This is a genomic window from Nocardioides sp. CPCC 206347, from assembly GCF_048654605.1.
Taxonomy (GTDB): domain Bacteria; phylum Actinomycetota; class Actinomycetes; order Propionibacteriales; family Nocardioidaceae; genus Nocardioides.
Genome location: NZ_JBMCYZ010000001.1, coordinates 516114 through 534585, shown reverse-complemented (window position 1 = coordinate 534585; position 18472 = coordinate 516114). Strand labels below are relative to the sequence as shown.

At 71.1% G+C, this 18472-nt stretch carries 20 protein-coding genes; 9 read left to right on the top strand and 11 right to left on the bottom strand.

Annotated features, from left to right (window positions below; all coding sequences use genetic code 11):
• Positions 1–32: 32 nt before the first annotated feature.
• The 8 genes from ACOACQ_RS02525 to ACOACQ_RS02490 all read right to left on the bottom strand — a co-directional run bounded on the left by ACOACQ_RS02525 (position 33) and on the right by ACOACQ_RS02490 (position 6600).
• Positions 33–416: a nuclear transport factor 2 family protein gene (locus tag ACOACQ_RS02525; protein ID WP_420287536.1), complete on the bottom strand. Its 384-nt coding sequence runs from the start codon at positions 414–416 to the stop codon at positions 33–35.
• Positions 413–2416, bottom strand: a complete 2004-nt coding sequence (locus tag ACOACQ_RS02520) for an FAD-dependent oxidoreductase (protein WP_420287535.1) — start codon at positions 2414–2416, stop codon at positions 413–415. The genes ACOACQ_RS02525 and ACOACQ_RS02520 overlap by 4 nt, the downstream gene beginning before the upstream one ends.
• On the bottom strand, positions 2413–2976 hold the full coding sequence (locus ACOACQ_RS02515; protein ID WP_378598638.1) for a PadR family transcriptional regulator: 564 nt from the start codon (positions 2974–2976) through the stop codon (positions 2413–2415). The genes ACOACQ_RS02520 and ACOACQ_RS02515 overlap by 4 nt, the downstream gene beginning before the upstream one ends.
• A 73-nt stretch (positions 2977–3049) precedes the next feature.
• Positions 3050–3445, bottom strand: a complete 396-nt coding sequence (locus tag ACOACQ_RS02510; protein WP_420287534.1) for an arsenate reductase ArsC — start codon at positions 3443–3445, stop codon at positions 3050–3052.
• Positions 3442–4119 carry an aquaporin gene (locus ACOACQ_RS02505; protein WP_378598632.1) on the bottom strand — a complete coding sequence of 226 codons (678 nt, stop codon included), beginning with the start codon at positions 4117–4119 and terminating at the stop codon, positions 3442–3444. Before ACOACQ_RS02505 ends, ACOACQ_RS02510 begins: the two co-directional genes overlap by 4 nt.
• Positions 4116–4472: an ArsR/SmtB family transcription factor gene (locus tag ACOACQ_RS02500; protein WP_182380212.1), complete on the bottom strand. Its 357-nt coding sequence runs from the start codon at positions 4470–4472 to the stop codon at positions 4116–4118. Before ACOACQ_RS02500 ends, ACOACQ_RS02505 begins: the two co-directional genes overlap by 4 nt.
• Before the next feature lie 26 nt (positions 4473–4498).
• On the bottom strand, positions 4499–5839 hold the full coding sequence (locus ACOACQ_RS02495; protein WP_420287533.1) for an NAD(P)-binding domain-containing protein: 1341 nt from the start codon (positions 5837–5839) through the stop codon (positions 4499–4501).
• Between the two features lie 62 nt (positions 5840–5901).
• Positions 5902–6600: a winged helix-turn-helix transcriptional regulator gene (locus ACOACQ_RS02490; RefSeq protein WP_420287532.1), complete on the bottom strand. Its 699-nt coding sequence runs from the start codon at positions 6598–6600 to the stop codon at positions 5902–5904.
• Positions 6601–6707: 107 nt separating this feature from the next.
• On the opposite strand from ACOACQ_RS02490, the gene ACOACQ_RS02485 reads away from it, so the two are divergent.
• Positions 6708–7844 (top strand): acyl-CoA dehydrogenase family protein, encoded by a 1137-nt coding sequence (locus ACOACQ_RS02485; protein WP_378598622.1) that lies wholly within the window; start codon positions 6708–6710, stop codon positions 7842–7844.
• Positions 7845–7890: 46 nt separating this feature from the next.
• On the opposite strand, the gene ACOACQ_RS02480 is transcribed toward ACOACQ_RS02485, so the two are convergent.
• Positions 7891–8442 (bottom strand): hypothetical protein, encoded by a 552-nt coding sequence (locus ACOACQ_RS02480; RefSeq protein ID WP_420287531.1) that lies wholly within the window; start codon positions 8440–8442, stop codon positions 7891–7893.
• A 149-nt stretch (positions 8443–8591) separates the two neighbouring features.
• Here ACOACQ_RS02480 and ACOACQ_RS02475 point away from each other — a divergent pair, with 149 nt between their 5' ends.
• From ACOACQ_RS02475 to ACOACQ_RS02465, 3 genes are all read left to right on the top strand, one after another.
• Complete coding sequence (locus ACOACQ_RS02475; RefSeq protein ID WP_378598613.1) at positions 8592–8906, top strand: ArsR/SmtB family transcription factor; 315 nt, start codon at positions 8592–8594, stop codon at positions 8904–8906.
• A 4-nt stretch (positions 8907–8910) separates the two neighbouring features.
• On the top strand, positions 8911–9885 hold the full coding sequence (locus ACOACQ_RS02470) for a TIGR03086 family metal-binding protein (RefSeq protein ID WP_420287530.1): 975 nt from the start codon (positions 8911–8913) through the stop codon (positions 9883–9885).
• Between the two features lie 153 nt (positions 9886–10038).
• A complete protein-coding gene (locus ACOACQ_RS02465) occupies positions 10039–12183 on the top strand; it encodes a DEAD/DEAH box helicase (protein ID WP_420287529.1) in 2145 nt (714 codons plus the stop codon).
• Here ACOACQ_RS02465 and ACOACQ_RS02460 read toward each other — a convergent pair.
• Positions 12180–12809: a Pr6Pr family membrane protein gene (locus ACOACQ_RS02460; protein WP_420287528.1), complete on the bottom strand. Its 630-nt coding sequence runs from the start codon at positions 12807–12809 to the stop codon at positions 12180–12182. The genes ACOACQ_RS02465 and ACOACQ_RS02460 overlap by 4 nt on opposite strands.
• A gap of 265 nt (positions 12810–13074) precedes the next feature.
• Here ACOACQ_RS02460 and ACOACQ_RS02455 point away from each other — a divergent pair, with 265 nt between their 5' ends.
• Together ACOACQ_RS02455 and ACOACQ_RS02450 are read left to right on the top strand one after the other, a co-directional pair.
• Positions 13075–14334 carry a DUF445 domain-containing protein gene (locus ACOACQ_RS02455; protein ID WP_378598600.1) on the top strand — a complete coding sequence of 420 codons (1260 nt, stop codon included), beginning with the start codon at positions 13075–13077 and terminating at the stop codon, positions 14332–14334.
• A 41-nt stretch (positions 14335–14375) separates the two neighbouring features.
• A complete protein-coding gene (locus ACOACQ_RS02450; RefSeq protein ID WP_420287527.1) occupies positions 14376–14621 on the top strand; it encodes an RNA-binding S4 domain-containing protein in 246 nt (81 codons plus the stop codon).
• A gap of 12 nt (positions 14622–14633) precedes the next feature.
• On the opposite strand, the gene ACOACQ_RS02445 is transcribed toward ACOACQ_RS02450, so the two are convergent.
• The gene (locus ACOACQ_RS02445; RefSeq protein WP_378598594.1) at positions 14634–15002 is read right to left on the bottom strand and encodes an FKBP-type peptidyl-prolyl cis-trans isomerase; all 369 of its coding nucleotides are present in this window, start codon (positions 15000–15002) and stop codon (positions 14634–14636) included.
• A 143-nt stretch (positions 15003–15145) separates the two neighbouring features.
• On the opposite strand from ACOACQ_RS02445, the gene ACOACQ_RS02440 reads away from it, so the two are divergent.
• Genes ACOACQ_RS02440 through ACOACQ_RS02430 form a run of 3 tightly spaced genes read left to right on the top strand, consistent with a single transcriptional unit; the run spans position 15146 to position 18471 of the window.
• Positions 15146–16498 carry a lipase family protein gene (locus ACOACQ_RS02440; RefSeq protein WP_420287526.1) on the top strand — a complete coding sequence of 451 codons (1353 nt, stop codon included), beginning with the start codon at positions 15146–15148 and terminating at the stop codon, positions 16496–16498.
• 45 nt (positions 16499–16543) lie between these two features.
• Complete coding sequence (locus ACOACQ_RS02435) at positions 16544–17395, top strand: PP2C family protein-serine/threonine phosphatase (protein ID WP_378598588.1); 852 nt, start codon at positions 16544–16546, stop codon at positions 17393–17395.
• A complete protein-coding gene (locus tag ACOACQ_RS02430; protein WP_420287525.1) occupies positions 17392–18471 on the top strand; it encodes an FHA domain-containing protein in 1080 nt (359 codons plus the stop codon). The genes ACOACQ_RS02435 and ACOACQ_RS02430 overlap by 4 nt, the downstream gene beginning before the upstream one ends.
• The last annotated feature ends 1 nt before the right edge of the window (position 18472 follow it).

The window sequence follows — 18472 nt, the reverse complement described above, 5'->3', positions numbered from 1 at the left end:
TGGTCCCAATTGCCACACTTCGTGCACCTTTGTCAGGCGGAGGCCATCTCCACGATCTTGTCGAACCGTGCGCCCATGGCCTCGGCCAGCGCGTGCGCGGCCTTCAGCGGGCGGACCATCACCATGAAGTCGGTGATCAGGCCGTCGTCGTCGAGGACGAGGAAGTCGCAGCCGGTGATCTGCAGCCCCGCGACCTTCGCCTCGAAGACCAGCGCGTGGCCGGTGTCGTCGGCGAGCTCGCGGACGTAGTGGAAGTCCTCGAAGACCTCGATCACGTTGGCCAGGATCGCGGCGGTGATCTTCTTGCCCTCGTACGGCTTGTGGGCCACCGGGCTGCGGAAGACCACGTCGTCGGCCAGGAGTGCGCCGATGGCCTCGACATCGCGCGACTCGACCGCCGCCCGGAAGGCGCTCACAGCGCCGCCGCCAGCTCGGTGCCCTGCTTGATCGCACGCTTCGCGTCCACCTCGGCGGCGACGTCGGCCCCACCGATCAGGTGCACGGAGCCGGGGAAGCTCGCGGCCAGCAGGTCGTCGTACAGGCTCCGGACGGATTCCTGGCCGGTGCAGAGCACGATGTGGTCGACGTCGAGCACCTGCGTCTTGCCGTCGACGGTGATGTGCAGGCCCTCGTCGGAGACGCGGTCGTAGGTCACGCCGCTGATCTGGTGGACGCCGAGGTCCTTGACGACCGCGCGGTGCACCCAGCCGGACGTCTTGCCCAGGCCCTTGCCCTGCGCGGTCTCCTTGCGCTGCAACAGCCACACCTCGCGCTTCGGGGTGCGCGGCAGCTTGTCGGTCACACCGCCGCGTACGACGGCAGGGTCCGCGACGCCCCAGTTGGCCTTCCACTCCTCGAGGGTCTCGGGTACGTGCGCCAGCAGCTCGGACACGTCGAAGCCGATGCCGCCCGCGCCCATCACGGCGACCTTGGCGCCGATCTCGACGCGACCCGTGATCGCGTCGGGGTACGACACGACCTTCGGGTGCGTGATGCCGGGGACCGACGGCGTCCGCGGCTCGACGCCGGTCGCGACGACGACCTCGTCGAAGCCGGTCAGCTGCTCCGGGGTGGCCCGCGTGGAGAGCTTCACGTTGACGCCGAGGACCTCCATCCGGCGGCGGTAGTAGCGCAGCGTCTCGGCGAACTCCTCCTTGCCGGGGATCTGCATGGCGAGGCGGAACTGGCCGCCGAGCTCCTCGGACGCCTCGAACAGCGTCACGTCGTGGCCGCGCTCGGCCGCGCTGACGGCGGTCGCGAGACCGGCCGGACCACCGCCGACGACGGCAACGCGCTTGGCGGACCGGGTCGCGCCCAGCACCAGCGTGGTCTCGTGGCAGGCGCGCGGGTTGACCAGGCACGAGGCGCGCTGGTTCTTGAACGTGTGGTCCAGGCAGGCCTGGTTGCAGCCGATGCAGGTGTTGATCTCGTCGGCGCGACCGGCCCGGGCCTTCGACACGATGTCGGGGTCGGCCAGGAACGGCCGCGCCATCGAGATGAGGTCGATGCCCTGCTCCAGCAGGGATTCCGCGACGTCGGGGGTGTTGATCCGGTTGCTCGCGCAGACCGGGATGCCGACCTCCGCCTTGAGCCGCAGCGTGCTGTCCGCCCACGCGGCGCGCGGCACGCTCGTCACGATCGTGGGAACCCGCGCCTCGTGCCAGCCGATGCCCGTGTTGAACACGCTCGCGCCGGCCTCCTCGAGCTTGTGGGCCAGCTCGACGGTCTCGTCCCAGGTCTGCCCGTCGGGCACGAGGTCGAGCAGAGAGAGGCGGTACATCACGAAGAAGTCGGGCAGCTCCTGGCGGATCCGGCGCACGATCTCGACGGGGAAGCGCATCCGGTTCTCGGCGCTGCCGCCCCACTTGTCGGTACGACGGTTGGTGCGCGACGCGATGAACTGGTTGATGAGGTAGCCCTCGGACCCCATCACCTCGATGCCGTCGTACCCCGCCTTCTTCGCGAGCTTCGCCGAGGCGACGAAGTCGTCGATCGTCCGCTCGACAGCGCGGGTGGACAGGGCGGACGCCTTGAACGGCGTGATGGGGGACTTGGTGGCGCTCGCGGAGACGCTGAACGGCGTGTAGCCGTAGCGGCCGGCGTGCAGCAGCTGGAGCGCGATCTTTCCGCCCTCGGCGTGCACCGCCTCGGTCACCCGCTGGTGCCGGTGCGCGTTGAGGCGCGTGGTCATCTGCGAGCCGAAGGGCAGCAGCCAGCCTCGGACGTTGGGGGAGTAGCCGCCCGTCACGATCAGGCCGACGCCGCCGCGGGCGCGCTCGGCGAAGTACGCCGACAGCTCGTCGATGTGCCACGGGCGGTCCTCGAGCCCGGTGTGCATCGAACCCATCACGGCACGCGACTGGAGGTCGAGGCCGCCGACGGTGGCGCGCGAGGTGAGGAGGGGGTAGCTGGTCATCGGTTCTCCTGCTGTTCGGTGACGGGTGCAGCGGTGTGGGCGTCGAGGTACTCGGTCAGCCAGCGGATCCAGAACTCCTCCATGAGGAGACCGCCACGCAGCACGAGGTAGATGTCGAGGGCAGCGCCGGACAGCGCGCCGGGGTCGGGGAAGTCGCGGTTCTCGAGGAACTCGTAGAGCGAGAGCCGCTTGGTGTGCTCGTCGAGCTGGCGGCGCAGGTCGTCGACCAGGGCCGCGCGGTCACCGAGGGAGGCGGCCCGCATCTTCACGCCGAGCGAGCTGCGCACCGGGTCGGGCACGGTGGGCTCGGCGATCCAGCGACGCAGCTCGGCCAGGCCGGCGTCGGTGACGGCGTAGACCTTCTTGGTGGGGCGATCGGCCTGCGGGATCGCCTCGGCCGTGATCCACCCGTCGGACTCCATCCGGCCCAGCACGCGGTAGATCTGCTGGTGCGTGGCGGTCCAGAAGTAGCCGATCGACGCGTCGAAGCGGCGGGTCAGGTCGGAGCCGGACGCGGCGCGCTCGCTGAGCGAGACAAGGATCGCGTGCTCGAGGGCCATGGCACCAGCGTGCACGATCCCGAGCGGCTATGCAACTAGTTGCAGGGTGTGATCTGCAACAAGTTGCATAGTGTCAGACGAGGGAGGCGATGAGCTCCTCGATCCGCCCGCGGATCTCGTCGCGGATCGGCCGCACGGCCTCGAGGCCCTGGCCGGCCGGGTCGTCGAGCTTCCAGTCCTCGTAGCGCTTGCCCGGGAAGTACGGGCACTCGTCACCGCAGCCCATCGTGATCACGACGTCGGACGCCTGCACGGACTCCGTGGTGAGCACCTTCGGCTGCTCGCCCGCGATGTCGATGCCGACCTCGCGCATCGCCTCGACGGCCATCGGGTTGATCTGGTCGGCGGGCTGCGAACCGGCCGACAGGACGTCGATCCGGTCGCCGGCCAGCGACTGCAGGAAGCCCGCGGCCATCTGGGAGCGACCGGCGTTGTGGACGCAGACGAAGAGGACGGTGGGCTTGCTCATGCGGGGGTCTCCTTGGAGATCGGGTCAGGGAAGAGCAGGCGGACGGCGCCGTAGGCGACGAGCGCGCCGACGAGCTGCATCAGGACGAACAGGGCGACCGACGCCGGGTCGATGCCGGCGAACGTGTCGGAGAAGATCCGGCCGATCGTGACGGCCGGGTTGGCAAAGCTCGTGGACGAGGTGAACCAGTACGCCGCCGCGATGTAGCCGCCGACCGCGAAGGCCAGCGTCTCGGTCCGTCCGGTCCGGATGCCGCCGAACACGACGAGCACCAGGCCGAAGGTGGCGACACCCTCGGCGAACCAGAGGTGGCTGCCGGTGCGTTCGGTGGTCGAGATCGAGACGGCGTCGAGGTCGAACATCAGGTTGGCGAGTACGGCGCCCACGACGGCCCCGACGACCTGGGCGGCCGTGAGCACGGCCGCCGTCGACGCGGTGATCCGGCCGAGGAGCGCCTCGACCAGCGAGACCACCGGGTTGAACGCGGCCGAGACCGGCTGCAGCGTGAGGATCAGGGCGACCAGGACGGCGCCGGTGGCGAGGCTGTTCTGCAGCAGCTGCAGGCCGACGTCGTCGGGCGAGAGGCGGGTCGCCATGATCCCCGAGCCGACGACGGTCGCGACCAGGAGCGCCGTGCCGATGAGCTCGGCGGCCGCGGCGCGGGCGAGCGTCACCTGACGCCCCGCCCGAGCAGCCCGGACAGGTCGGCGAGAGCTGCGGCGTTCACGCGGTAGTAGACCCACACGCCGCGCTTCTCGCGGTCGAGCAGGCCCACCTCGTGCAGCACCTTGAGGTGGTGGCTGATCGTCGGTTGCGACAGGTCGAAGGCGTCGTTGAGGTCGCAGACGCAGGCCTCGCCGTCGGCGTGCGCGCCGACCAGCGACAGCAGGCGGAGCCGGACCGGGTCGGCCAGGGCCTTGAGCAACGGGGCGATCCGGTCGGCCTGGTCGGTGCTGATCGGCTCGCTCATCAGGGGCGAGCAGCAGGCCACGGTCTCCACCGGGGTGAGCTCGAGAGACTTCGACATGTGTCTATGTTGACAGACGTCGATGTCTAGCTGGGTAGCGAGAGGGTGAACAGTTCCTGCTCCGGCGCGCAGCAGCCACCGCCGCCCTCGGCCTCGTCGAAGGATCCGGAGCCGCCGCACACGCCCGACTCGGGCAGGACGAGCTCGACCCGCGCGGCCGACTCGTGGTCGCCCGCGATCTCCGCGACGATGCTGCGCACCTGCTCGAACCCGGTCAGGGTCAGGAACGACGGCGCGCGGCCGTAGGACTTCATGCCGGCGACGAAGAACCCCGCTTCCGGCTGGGCCAGCTCGGCCGCGCCGTGCGGGTAGACCGTGCCGCAGGAGTGGACGTTCGGGTCGATCAGCGGCGCCAGGGTTCGCGGCGACTGCAGCACGGGGTCGAGGTCGAGTCGCACCTCGGACAGGATCGCGAGATCCGGACGGAACCCGGTCACGACGACGACCTGGTCGACGCCGTCGACCACCTGGCCGTCGGCCGAGGTGAGCCGGAGCCGGCCGTCCGGGTCGGAGGCGACCGCAGTCGTCCTGAACGTCGTACGACGGGAGACGAGGCCGGAGGACGCCACCTGCTCCGCGCGCTTGCCCAGTGCGCCGCGCTCCACCAGCTGGTCGTTGTCGCCGCCGCCGAACCCTGCGTCGGAACGCCGGACCAGCCACGAGACGCGGGTGTCGGGGGCGCTGGCGGCGAGGCGGCCGAGGGCGACGAGGACGTTCTGTGCCGAGGCGCCGGTGCCGGCGACCGCGACGTGCTTGCCGGCGTAGCGAGCCTCGATGGCCGGGTCGCCGAGGTCGGGCATGCCGTAGGTGATCCGGTCGGCGTGCTCGCGCTCGCCGGGGGCTGCGTACCCGTCGGTCCCGAGCGGGTTGGGGGAGCCCCAGGTGCCGGACGCATCGATGACCGACGACGCCACGAGGGTCGTCGGCCCGTCCGCGGTCTCGAGGTGGAGCACGAACGGCTCGGTGTCCCGACCGGCGTCGACGACGAGGTCGCGGCCACGGCGGGCCACGCCGGTGACCCGGTGCCCGAAGCGGACGTCGACGGTGCCGGTCGCGGAGAGTGCGGCCGCCAGGGGAGCGAGGTAGCCGGCGACCCAGTCAGCCCCGGTCGGGAAGGCGCGTTCGTCCGGTGCGGGCCAGGTGTCGCCCAGCAGCTCGCGCGCCACCGGGTCGACCAGCTCGGACCACGGCGAGAACAGCCGGACGTGGCCCCACTCGCTGACCGCGCTGCCGGCGTCCGCCCCCTGCTCGAGTACGACGACCGGCAGGCCGCGTGCGTGGGCGTGCGCCGCTGCAGCGAGGCCGATCGGGCCGGCGCCGATGACGACGAGGGGGCCGACGAGGGGGCCGACGAGGGGGTCGGACATGGTGATCTCCTGACATAGATGAACGTCGATGTCAGGACAGTACAGCAGATATAGACAAACGTCTATGTGTTCAGGGCCCGGTCCGTCCGCTCCCGCGTGACGTCGGCCCACGGGCTCCACAGGAACCACCGCGGCAGTGCCCTGACCAGCCGCGGCGGCCCGGCGACCTCGATCCGGCCGGCGTCCACCGCCTCGGACCAGCTGCAGTAGCCCTGGAACACGTCGGCGAGGGCCGGCGTGGCCGCGGTGACCTCGACGTCGACCTCGAAGCCCGGGTGCTGCAGGCACACCGAGACCTCGGCGTGCTCCATGACCAGCCAGATCGACACCGGGTCGGGTGCGGTGTGCCGGAACTCCACGACGGTCCGCCCGGGCGGCAGTCGACCGTGGTCGACCCGCCGGTGCATCCACCACATCAGGGTCGTCGGCGACACGTCGTGCGGGCGCAGCTCGTCGAAGAGCCACTCGATCGCCCACCGGCCGAGGCTGTCGATCACCCGCTCGAGGTCCCGGCCGGCCGGCGTCAGGTGGTACTCGCTGCCGCGCCCCGTGGGGGAGGGCCACGTGTCCAGCACCCCTCGCTTCTCGAGGTGCCGCAGTCGCTGCACGAGCAGGGACCGCGAGATCCCCGGCATCGCGCGGGCGATGTCGTTGAACCGCGTGTTGCCGAGCACGAGCTCGCGGATGATCAGCGGCGTCCAGCGGTCCGCGACGACCTCGGCGGCCATGGACACGGGGCAGAAGTTGCCGTAGTCGGGCATGGGCTCATGGTGGTCCCGCGGCTGCCCGGGTGGAAGTCCTGAATTTGGACCACCCGGGTCACTTTTGTGGACTGGATGCCGGATCCGGATCGTCGGACATTGATGACATGACCATCACCGAACTCAAGAGCGACGCCATGAGCGTTGCCACGCCCCTTGCCCGCGCCGCCGCCCTCGGCCCCGAGCTCGCCGCCCACGCCTCCCGCCACGACGTCGAGGGCACCTTCGTCTCCGAGGCGTACGACGCCCTGCGGGGCGCCGGCCTGCTCCGGGCCGCCGTCCCCGTCGAGCTCGGGGGCGACGGCGCCACCATCGCCGAGCTGACCGCGATGCAGCGCGAGCTCGGCCACCACTGTGGCTCCACCGCGCTGGCCAGCTCCATGCACCAGCACGTCGTCGCGTTCACGGCCTGGCGCTACCGCCGCGGGCTGCCGGGCGCCGAGGCGACCCTGCGCCGGGTCGCCGAGGAGGGCATCCTCCTGGTGTCCACCGGCGGCGGCGACTTCACCCACCCGCAGGGCGAGGCGGTGAAGGTCGACGGCGGCTACCGCGTCACCGGCCGCAAGCGCTTCGCCAGCCAGTCCGGCCACGGCGACGTGCTGTCCACGATGTTCGGCTTCGACGACCCCGAGCAGGGCCGGCGCGTCCTCAACATGGCCGTCCCCGTCACCGCCGAGGGCGTCACCGTCGCCGACAACTGGAACACCCTCGGCATGCGGGGGACGGCGAGCAACGACGTCGACCTCGCCGACGTGTTCGTGCCCGAGGAGAAGGTGCTCGCCAACCGCCCCTGGGGTGTCGTCGACCCGCCGCTCCAGGTGATCGCGAGCGTCGCGTTCCCGATCGTCTCCGGTGCCTACCTCGGTGTCGCCGAGGCCGCCTACGAAGCCGCCGTCACGGCCGCGGCCCGGCGCAGGGACGACGTGCTCGTGCAGCGCCAGGTCGGCCTGATGCGCACGAAGCTCCAGGTGGCGAGCTGGGCCCTCGACGGCGCACTGGCCCTGGTGGGCGACGACCCCGCGCCGTCGTACGACACCTTCCTGGCGGTGATGGCCGCCAAGGCCGAGGTCGCCCGGGCCGGCATCGAGGTCTGCGACCTCGCGATGGAGGTCGCCGGCGGCAGTGCGTTCTTCAAGGGCTCCGTGATCGAGCGCAGCTACCGCGACATCCGGGCCGCGAAGTTCCACCCCCTCACGCCGGAGGACACCCTGGTGGCCGCCGGTCGCCACGCGGTGGGGTTGTAGGCGACCGGCGGCCAGTGCCCGGCGGCCAGTGCCCGGCGGGTGCTGATCAGCGCCCGCCGAGCACCCCGGCGTCGTACGCCTTGAGGACCGACGCCTTGTCGGCGTCGGTCAGGTCGCCGTCCTTGACGGCCGTGTCGAGTCGTTCCGACAGGTCCGTACGACGCTCGGCCTTCTGGGCATCGCGCAGGGTGTCCAGCGCGTCGGCCACCTTGGCCTCGTCGAGGCCGAGCTCGTCGGCGAGTGCCTTGGCCAGGGCGGCCTCGCGGTCGGCCCGCTCCTCGTCGGTGGGCGGCGCCGGCCTCTTCCCGTCGGCCGGCTTCTCCCGGTCCGCGGGCTTGAGGTCCTCCCGGACTGCCTCGAGTGCGGCGGTGAGCTTGTCCTCGGTCAGGCCGAGCGCCTTGGCCAGCGCGGCCGTGTCGACGTGTGCGCCGCCGCGGCCGTGGCCACCAGGACCTCCCGGACCGGGGTGGCCGTCGGCGCTGACGGTCGCGCTGGGGGTGCCCTCGTCCGCGGTGGCGGTCAGGGTGGCGGCGGTGACGCCGCCGGCAACGGCGCCGGCGGTCAGGAGGGCCGCGGCCCTCATCCGGTACGTGCTCATCAAGTGCTCCTCTCCGTGGCCCACCTCGGTGGTGGCCTGGGGACGACACTCCGCCGCGAGCCAAGGTCTGCGCTGCGGCGGACCTGTCGGGAACCTGTGAATGCGGAGGGCTGTTGATAAATGCGTTAGTGACGGCTAACGTATCGATCATGACCGACCCGTTCAGTGCAGCCGCGGAGCCCAGCCGGCGCCGTCTGCTGCAGCTGCTCGCGGCCGGTCCGATGAGCGTCACCGAGCTCGCCGACCAGTTCCCGGTGACCCGTTCGGCGATCAGCCAGCACCTGCTGGTCCTCGCCGACGCGGGACTGGTCGCGGCCGAGAAGTCGGGCCGGCAGCGGATCTACCGCGTCGTCCCCGACGGACTGCGCCGGCTCCAGGCCGAGATCGACCGGTTCTGGACCTCCGAGCTCGACCAGCTGGTCGCCGACGCCCACGAACTCAACAACAACCGCAACCAGGAGTAGAGCCATGACCTTCTCGAAGACCGTCTCCCTGCCCGTCTCGCCCGACGAGGCGTTCGCGCTCGTCACCCAGCCCGAGCGGCTGCGCCGGTGGACCGCCGTCACCGCGCGCGTGGACCTGCGTGCCGGCGGCGAGTACCGCTGGACCGTGACGCCGGGCAACGTCGTGGCCGGCACCGTTCGCGAGGTCGAGCCCGGTCGACGCGTCGTGCTCGAGTGGGCGTGGGACGACATGCCGGGCGCCGAGGACGTCGACAGCACGGTGATCATCACCGTCGAGCCGACCGACGGTGGCTCGCTCGTGACCCTCACCCACGAGGGCCTGACGCCCGAGCAGGAGGTCGGCCACGAGGAGGGCTGGAACCACTTCCTCGGCCGCCTCGAGGTCGCCGCCGCGAAGGGCGATGCCGGCCCCGACGAATGGGCGTTCGCGCCCGAGCGGATGGACGAGGTCGTCGCCGCCGAGGCGAGCCTCGCCGTCCTCCAGGGAGTGCTTCGCCAGGTCGTCTCGACCGACCGGGAGAAGCCGACCCCGTGCGCGGACTTCACCGTCCACCAGCTGGCCGACCACCTGCTCGACACGCTGGTGTCGCTCGGCGCCATGGCCGGAGCCGAGCTGACGCGCGCCGAGGCGCCCACGCTCGAGGACGCCGTCTCGACCCTCGCGTCCGACGCCATCGAGGCGTGGCGCCGCCGGGGCCTCGAGGGCATGGCGACGAGCCCGTTCGGCGAGGCTCCCGCGCCCGTGCTCGCCGGGATCGTCTCGATCGAGCTGCTCCTGCACGCCTGGGACTTCGCCCAGGCGACCGGCGCGACGATCACCGTCAGCGACGCTGTCGTCGAGCATGTCGCCGGGTCGGCCGCCAAGGTCATCCCCGGTGCGCGCGGCCGGGCCTTCGCCGACGAGGTCGTCGCGGATGCGGGATCCGACGCGTTGACCCGCCTGGCGGCGTACAGCGGACGGACGCCCCTCGCGGCGTGAACCGGGTGCGCTAATCTGGTGCCACCACCGAGCGACGTCGCAACTGATGCGCACCCGGTGATGAGCACCCGATCGGCGCACTCCCGCAGCAGCGCGAGCCCCGGTCACCGTCGAAGGAACCTCGCGGACCCTGTCCGCATCGGAAGGAAACCTGTGGCTCGAGGAGGCCAGCGGGGAGCGACGCAGCAGCGTCGGAACCCCCAGGCGGCGCGCACGCGTCGCAACGAAGAGGGGATCATTCCCCAGCTCGCTCGCGCCGTGCGCGAGGTCGAGGCGGCGGTCGCCCGCCGCTCGGCGATGCCGGAGGTGCGCGCGAAGTTCCAGGTCGTCGCCCTGCTGGCCCGCGAGGAGCGCGCCCGGGTCAAGGCCGACACCGAGCTGTCCGACAGCCGCCGCGGCGAGGAGCTCAAGCGCCTGGACGGGATCGCCACGATCCTCGCCCAGACCGCCGCCCGCGACAGCACGCTGTTCACGCTGCTCGACGAGAACGCCGAGATGTCCGAGACGGCCAAGGCCGTACGACGTGAGCTGCTCCGCAAGGCCGGTGCCGAGCCGGAGCCCGAGCCGGAGCCGGTCGTCGAGCTCGTCGACGGTGCCGCTGCCGAGCGCCGGGCGTACCCGCTGTCCGTGCAGGCGCGCCAGCTCGCCAACCCGTTCCTCGCCCCTGACTTCGAGCACGCCCGTAGCCGCGTCCGGCCCCGTCGCCTGGCCGGCTGGGAACTGCTCGAGCCGCTGTTCCGCTCCTTCGAGCGCGCCGCTCCCGACGCCCCGGCGTGCATGCCGCTGCCGGACGCCGACCAGCTGACCTCGATGACCGGACGGCACGCACCCGCCGGTCGCGAGCTGATGCCGCACCAGGCGCAGCTGATCGCCTCGGCCGCCGAGGGCCACCGCACCTACCTGCTCGCCGACGAGCCCGGCCTCGGCAAGACCGCGCAGGCGCTGCTCGCTGCCGAAGCCGCGGGCGCGTTCCCGTTGCTCGCCGTCGTACCCAATGTCGTGAAGACGAACTGGGCGCGCGAGGTGGACCTCTGGGTCCCCAACCGCCGCGCCACGGTGCTGCACGGTGACGGCGACGACGCCGACGGCTTCGCCGACGTCTTCATCGTCAACTACGAGATCCTCGACCGGCACACGGGCTGGCTGGCCACCCACGGGTTCCGCGGGATGATCGTCGACGAGGCGCACTACATCAAGAACAAGGGCTCCCAGCGCTCGCAGAACGTGCTGGAGCTCTCCGAGAAGATCCGCGCCCGGATCGCCCGTCCGCTGCTGATGGCGCTGACCGGCACCCCGCTGATCAACGACATCGAGGACTTCCGCGCGATCTGGCAGTTCCTCGGCTGGATCGACGACGTCGTCCCGCAGGGCGAGCTGATGGAGGCGCTCGAGGAGACCGGCCTCACGCCGGCCGACCTCGGCTTCTACCCCGCTGCCCGCCGCGCCGTCATCGACGAGGGCATCGTGCGCCGCCGCAAGATCGACGTCGCCGCCGACATCCCCGCCCGCCGGATCGCCGACATGCCGGTCGAGCTCGAAGGTGAAGCCGGTCGCTCGATCCGCAAGGCCGAGCAGGAGCTCGCCCGCCGCATGGTCGAGCGGTACGACGCCGCGCTGTCCACGCGACGCAGCGGAGCCGTGGTCGACGGGATCGACCACGACCTCGTGCGCCGGGTGGCGACCTGGGAACGGGAGGACAACTCGACCAAGACGGGCGAGAACGTCTTCGGCATGCTGCGCCGGATCGGCCAGGCCAAGGCCGGCCTCGCAGCGGACTACACCGCCCAGCTGGCCCGCAACGTCGGCAAGGTCGTCTTCTTCGCCAAGCACATCGACGTGATGGACCAGGCCGAGAAGACCTTCGCCGAGCGCGGCATCAAGTACAGCTCGATCCGCGGCGACCAGACCAGCACCGCCCGCCAGAAGGCGATCGACGCGTTCGTGAACGACCCCGAGGTGCAGGTCGCGGTCTGCTCGCTCACCGCAGCCGGTGTCGGCCTCAACCTGCAGGTCGCGTCCAACCTGGTGCTCGCCGAGCTCTCGTGGACCGATGCCGAGCAGACGCAGGCCATCGACCGGGTGCACCGGATCGGCCAGGACGAGCCGGTGACCGCCTGGCGGATCATCGCGACGCAGACCCTCGACACCCGGATCGCCGAGCTCATCGACAAGAAGGCCGGCCTCGCGGCGCGGGCCCTCGACGGCGCCGGTGAAGAGGTCGAGGGCGGTTCGATCGACCTGCAGACCGAGGCACTGGTCGCGTTGCTGACGGCGGCGCTGGAGGAGCGCGGCGACTAGGTCCTGAGCTTCCGGTCGGCGTACCGGTAGAGCGCGATCACGGCCCCGAACAGGGCGGTGATCGCGACACACACCACGATCACCGAGCCCCAGCCCTTCTCGTCGTAGTCGAGGAAGGGGTACGGGAACCAGTCGGTGGCGGCGCCCGCGACCAGGATGACCACGAGCCAGGCGATGGGCCAGGCCAGGGACACCTCGATCGCGCGTCGTTCGACCCGGGGCCGGGGCCCGAAGGCGATCCAGCCGATGACCGCCAGCGCCGGCACCACCATGTGCAGCAGCTTGTCGGCGACGTAGCTCGCGCCCTCGAGGTCGAGCAGCGGGCGCAGCAGGAAGAAGTGCACCAGGCCGGTGACCGTGATGCCGACGATGCCGGCCAGACGCAGTGAGCGGAACCTCGTGCCGTCGCGCGACGGATCGCGGGCGAGCAGGAAGCTGGCGATCGCGATCAGCAGGTTGCTCTGGATCGTGAAGTAGGCGACGAGCCTGATCAGCCGGGTGGCCAGGGTCGGCGGGTTCTCGTCGACGAGGACCGAAGCGCCCTCGATGACCAGGGCCGTCTGCAGCACGAGCGCGCCGATCGCCACCGCGGCGGTCAGGGCGTGCCAGGCAGAGGACTTTCTCACCGGCCAACCGTAGGGCATCGTCGGCGTCCGCCTGGGTTTCCGTGACAAGACTTCACGGTTAACCGGAACCTCCGTGGCCATAAGTCGTTGATCAGGCAAGAGGCCAGTGCCGCGCCGGAAACGGATCGACAGGGGCTGGGTGTGTTGCGGTGACTGGGGGGTTCCACGACACGCAGGGGCGGTTCGGCCTTCGGGCGGGACCGCCCCTTCTCGTTTCCGCAGGTCGCGGCCCGGTTTCGTGGGTGTCGTAGGCAAGGATGGCGACGTGTCCGGTCCCCTCATCACCACCGACCCGTCCTCTGACGAGATCCGTCGCAGTGCGCTGCGCCGGATGCGCACGGTGGCCGTGTCGCTCCTGCTGTTCGCCGCCGCGGTCTACGTCGCGACCCTGAATCGCGACGGGTTCTGGGGGTTCGTCAATGCCGGCGCCGAGGCGTCGATGGTCGGCGCGATCGCGGACTGGTTCGCCGTCACGGCGCTGTTCAAGCACCCGCTCGGCCTCCCGATCCCGCACACCGCACTCATTCCCAAGCGCAAGGACGACCTCGGCAAGGGCCTGGAGGAATTCGTCGGCGACAACTTCCTCCAGGAGGAGATCATCCGCGAGCGGGTGCTCGGCATCGGCGTCGCACAGCGGGTGGGGGACTGGCTGGCGGTGCCGGCCAACGCCGAACGCGTGGTGACCGAGGGCTCCGAGATCGCGGCCATCGCGCTCGGCAAGGTCCGCGACGAGCACATCGAGGCGCTGGTGACCGAGGCGCTGGTCCCGCGCTTCCATGAGGAACCGATTGCGCCGCTGCTGGGCGGACTGCTCTCCGAGGCACTTGCCGACAACCTCCATCACGGTCTCGTCGACCTGATGATCGACGAGATCCACGGCTGGCTGGTGGCCAACCCGGAAACCGTCTACGCCGTCATCGGGGAGCGGGCGCCGGCCTGGGCGCCCGAACGGCTCAATGAGGTCGTCGTCGAACGTGCCCACCGGTACCTGGTGCGCTGGGTCGAGGAGATCCAGGTCAACCCGCACCATCGTGCCCGCAAGGCGCTCGACTCGATGCTCGTCGGGTTGTCCGAGGACCTGCTCGTCAACCCCGACACCCAGGAACGCGCCGAGCGGCTCAAGGACCGGGTGCTCGACCACCCCGCCGTGCTCAAGACCGCGATCTCGATGTGGAAGGCCCTCCGCAAGGCATTGCTGACCTCGCTCGACGACCCCGACGGCGCCGTACGACGTCGGCTGCTCGTCGAGGTCGAGGGTGCCTCGTCCCGCCTGCGGTCCGATGCGGCGCTGCGCGACCGGCTCGACAAGATGGCCGCCGACGGCGCCGTCTTCGCCGTGGAGCGGTACGGCGCCGAGCTGACCGCCGTGATCACCCACACCATCGAGCGGTGGGACGGCAAGGAGGCCGCCCGGCGGATCGAGCTGCACGTCGGGCGCGACCTGCAGTTCATCCGGATCAACGGCACGATCGTGGGTGGCCTCGTCGGCGTACTCATCCACGCGGTGTCCGTCGCCCTTCACTGAGCGATTCACCGGCCGACCCCACCCCGGCCTACTCTGGGCGGGTGGCAACTCCCCAGGACGTCGGCATCCGGGACGGCTCGATCCGTCTCGGCCAGTTCCTCAAGCTCGCGAACCTCGTCGAGTCGGGTGCCGAGGCCAAGCCGCCGATCGCCGACGGCCTCGTGACCGTCAACGGCGAGGTCGAGACCCGGCGTGGACGCCAGCTCGTCCCCGGGGACGTCGTGGAACTGGCAGGGCAGGCCGCCCGGGTCGCCGAGGGCGACGTTCCGGACAACCTGCCCTGGTAGATCAACGAACGGTCAGCGGACCTCGAGCAGGTCCACCACGAAGATCAGGGTCTCGCCACCCTTGATGGCACCGCCGGCGCCACGGTCGCCGTAGCCGAGGTGGGGCGGGATGACGAGCTGGCGGCGGCCGCCGACCTTCATGCCCTGCACACCGGTGTCCCAGCCGGCGATGACCTGGCCGATGCCGAGGCGGAACTGCAGCGGGGTGCCGCGGTTGTACGACGCGTCGAACTCCTCGCCCGTGGACAGGGCGACGCCGACGTAGTGGACCGAGACGGTGCTGCCGGAGGTGGCCTCGGCGCCGTCGCCGACGGTGAGGTCGGTGATCACGAGGTCGGTGGGCGGGGTGGGGTCGACGAAGTCGATCTCAGGCTTTTCCATGCCCACCACCCTAGGACCCACGCGAGGACCCATGCCGACGGGGCGCGCGGGTGCCCACCGCAACCCGTTGACAAGTGACACACCTGTCAACAACCATGCCGGAGGGTGCGTGACGACCGTCACGCGGGGCTGGGAGGATGGACATGGACCACACGTCACGCAACGGACGGCGCGGGTGGGCCCTCGTGGCCGCCGTCGCCCTGCTCGCGACGCTGGTACCGGCGGGCCAGGCCGCGCAGGCGGCCACGGTCACCGGCGGTGCCACGGACCGCGTCGTGTCCGCCGCCGCGACGCCTGACCCCTTCTTCACCTACACCGGCGCCAAGCCGCTGGCCGACTACGCGCCTGGCGCGGTCCTCAAGCAGCGCACGGTCAACTACTCGATCGCCGGGATCCCGTTGCCGCTCAAGGTCGTGCAGATCGTCTTCCGCACGACCAACCAGCGCGGCCAGGCCGTCGCCGGCGTGACCTCGGTCTTCAAGCCGCTGACCGGCGTCACCTCGAAGGTGATCTCCTACCAGTCCTTCTACGACTCGCTGAACCCCGAGGACGGCCCGTCCCGGTCCGTCGCCGGCGGCAAGAACCCGGGCGGGATGGGTGCGCACTTCGAGACCGCGATGATGGTGCCGTTCCTCCTGCAGGGCTACGCCATCGTCATGTCCGACACCCAGGGCCCGACGGCCGACTTCGCTGCCGGTCCCGAGTACGGCATGGTCACCCTCGACTCGCTCCGCGCCACCCTCAAGGTGCCGGCCACCGGCGTCGTCGCGCTCACGGCGAAGATCGGCCTGATCGGCTACTCCGGCGGCGCGATCGGCACGAACTGGGCCGCGGTCCTCGCGCCGTCGTACGCCCCCGACATCAACAAGCGGATCGTCGGTGCCGCCGAGGGCGGCGTGCTGGTGCGTCCCGCGACCAACCTGACGTACGTCGACAGCAGCCTCGTGTGGGCAGGCATCGTGCCGATGGCCATCGTCGGCGTGGCCCGGTCGTTCAACGTCGACCTGCGGCCCTACCTCAACGCGTACGGCATCGAGGTCTACGACAAGATGCAGAAGGCCTCGATCATCCAGGTGCTCGGTGCCTACCCGGGCCTGAGCTGGAAGAAGCTGGTCAAGCCGGCCTACGTCGACCCGTCGACGATCCCGATCTTCGTGAAGCTGGTCAACCAGCTGAACCTCGGCACCCGCCCGAACCCGACCGTCCCGATGCTCATCGGGCAGGGCACGGTCGGTGAGCTCGAGGGCACCATCGGCAAGCAGCGGGGCGACGGCGTGATGGTCGCCGGCGACGTCCGGACCCTCGCGAAGAAGTACTGCTCCGGTGGCGTCAAGGTCACCCACCGCGAGTACCCGCTCAGCCATTTCCTGTCGGTCCCGTTCTGGCTGCCCGAGGCGATCAGCTGGCTGAACGCCCGCTTCGCAGGCACTCCGGCGCCCGACAACTGTGCAACGATTCCGGCCGGCAATCCGCTGGGTCCGCTGAAGGCCAGTTGACGCAGGGGTCCCCGCGTTAGGCTGACGCCCAAGGGATCCCGTTGAATGGACGGGTACAAGAGGGGCGTCTCGGGGGGACAGCAGGTGCGGGTCAACGTCACGGGAGCGGACACGTGGTCGTCCGCTGACTTCGCGACCCGTCTCGTGTACGCCGCCGGGAGCCATCCCGGGCGGGTCCGGACGGTCAACGAGGACTCCTCCCTGGTCGCCCCGCCGGTCTTCCTGGTCGCCGACGGCATGGGTGGCTACGCCCGCGGCGACGTGGCGAGCCGACTGGTCGCGGAGTCGTTCGAACCGCTGGCTGCCCGCGACGTGCAGCCCATCGACGTCGAGGCCGCCATCGGTGCGGCGCAACGCAGCGTCGGCGCACTCGCCGCCGAGTTCACCTCGGCGCCCGGCTCGACCCTCGTCGCCGCGACGTACGTCCTGGAGGACGGCCGTGGCTACTGGCTGCTGGCGAACATCGGCGACTCCCGTGCCTACTGCTTCAGCGAGGGCGTGCTCGACCAGATCTCCAAGGACCACTCGGTGATCCAGGAGCTGATCGACGCGGGCCAGATCACCCGTGAGGAGGCGCTCGGGCACCCCGAGCGCCATGTCGTCACGCGGGCGATCGGCGCGCTCACGGCCTCGGAGGCCGACTTCTCCCTCGTCCCGGCGGTTCCCGGGTCGCGGTTGCTGCTCTGCTCCGACGGCCTGACCTCGGAGCTGTCCGACATCGCGATCTTCCACATCATGTCCGAGCGGCTGTCGCCCGAGCTGACGGTCAGCACGCTGATCGAAGCGGCGGTCGCCGCCGGCGGCCACGACAACGTGACGGTCGTCGTGGTCGACGTCGACCATGGACCCGAGCGTCCCGACGAGGACACCCGCCCGACGCAGGGGGAGCAGGCATGACGACGTACGTCGCCGGCGACCTCGCCACCCTCGTCACGGACGAGGGTGTCGTTCTTGCTACGGGCGATCGACTCAGCGAGGTCGCGGCGCTCGCCGAGCGTGGGCTCGAGCCGCTGACGGTCGTCGAGGTCCTCTCGCGGGGTGTGCTGAGCGAGCTGCCGGACTTCGCCGCCGTACGGATCGACCGGTCCGAGGCCCGCATCCTGGTCCGTGGCGCGTTCGCGGTCTGCGTCGACGGGTTCCGTGTCGAGGGCACCGACGCCACCACCTGGAACGAGGCATCGGCGCCGCTGGCCGCCGGCGCCGTCATCGAGGTGGTCCCGATCGGCGCGCGCCCCACCGGCCCGGCCCTGCCGTTGCTGGGCGGTGTCGTGCGCAGCGGCGGTCTCACCTGGCGTCCCGTCGTGAGTACGACGCCCGCTCCCGAGCCGGTGGCGGCTGAGCCGGTCGCACCCGAGCCGGTCGCCGAGCCGGTGGCTGCCGAGCCCGCCCACGAGCACACCGTGTTCCGGGTGCCGGCGCCCGCTGCCGTCACTCCGCCGACACCGCCGACACCGCCGACGCCGCCGACGCCACCGACGCCACCGATGCCGCCGCCGTACGTTCCGCCGACCCCGCAGGCGGGCGATCCCTCCCCGGAGCACGACGGCCGCACGATCACCTCGGCCCAGATGCAGGCCATGCGGGAGGGCCAACCGGCGGCGACCGTCATCACGCCCACGCAGCCGGCACGGCCGATGATCTCCCTCGAGCTCTCCACCGGACGTGTGGTCCAGGTCCGCCGGCGGGTGCTGATCGGCCGCAGCCCCCGGGTGCAGCAGGTCGGCGGCAGCGCCAACCTTCCCGCCCTGGTCACGGTCGACGACCCGTACGTCTCCAGCACGCACCTGGAGGTCGCGGCGGACGGCGCGCGGATCACCGTCACCGACACCTCGACCAACGGCACCCTGCTCACGCGTCCGGGCCGGCCGCCGATCCCGCTCCCGCCCGGTGTCGCCACCGAGGTTTCCATCGGTGACGTCCTCACCCTGTCCAAGGGACTGACGGCCACCGTCGTCCCGGCCCCGGGACGCTGAC

Excerpts from the sequence above, each read along its gene's own strand:
- ACOACQ_RS02495 (WP_420287533.1), bottom strand. The coding sequence starts at position 5,839 with ATGTCCGACCCCCTCGTCGGCCCCCTCGTCGGCCCCCTCGTCGTCATC.
- ACOACQ_RS02430 (WP_420287525.1), top strand. The coding sequence starts at position 17,392 with ATGACGACGTACGTCGCCGGCGACCTCGCCACCCTCGTCACGGACGAG.
- ACOACQ_RS02445 (WP_378598594.1), bottom strand. The coding sequence starts at position 15,002 with ATGGAAAAGCCTGAGATCGACTTCGTCGACCCCACCCCGCCCACCGAC.
- ACOACQ_RS02500 (WP_182380212.1), bottom strand. The coding sequence starts at position 4,472 with ATGTCGAAGTCTCTCGAGCTCACCCCGGTGGAGACCGTGGCCTGCTGC.
- ACOACQ_RS02480 (WP_420287531.1), bottom strand. The coding sequence starts at position 8,442 with ATGAGCACGTACCGGATGAGGGCCGCGGCCCTCCTGACCGCCGGCGCC.
- ACOACQ_RS02475 (WP_378598613.1), top strand. The coding sequence starts at position 8,592 with ATGACCGACCCGTTCAGTGCAGCCGCGGAGCCCAGCCGGCGCCGTCTG.
- ACOACQ_RS02440 (WP_420287526.1), top strand. The coding sequence starts at position 15,146 with ATGGACCACACGTCACGCAACGGACGGCGCGGGTGGGCCCTCGTGGCC.
- ACOACQ_RS02435 (WP_378598588.1), top strand. The coding sequence starts at position 16,544 with ATGGACGGGTACAAGAGGGGCGTCTCGGGGGGACAGCAGGTGCGGGTC.
- ACOACQ_RS02490 (WP_420287532.1), bottom strand. The coding sequence starts at position 6,600 with ATGCCCGACTACGGCAACTTCTGCCCCGTGTCCATGGCCGCCGAGGTC.
- ACOACQ_RS02510 (WP_420287534.1), bottom strand. The coding sequence starts at position 3,445 with ATGAGCAAGCCCACCGTCCTCTTCGTCTGCGTCCACAACGCCGGTCGC.
- ACOACQ_RS02520 (WP_420287535.1), bottom strand. The coding sequence starts at position 2,416 with ATGACCAGCTACCCCCTCCTCACCTCGCGCGCCACCGTCGGCGGCCTC.
- ACOACQ_RS02515 (WP_378598638.1), bottom strand. The coding sequence starts at position 2,976 with ATGGCCCTCGAGCACGCGATCCTTGTCTCGCTCAGCGAGCGCGCCGCG.
- ACOACQ_RS02470 (WP_420287530.1), top strand. The coding sequence starts at position 8,911 with ATGACCTTCTCGAAGACCGTCTCCCTGCCCGTCTCGCCCGACGAGGCG.
- ACOACQ_RS02485 (WP_378598622.1), top strand. The coding sequence starts at position 6,708 with ATGACCATCACCGAACTCAAGAGCGACGCCATGAGCGTTGCCACGCCC.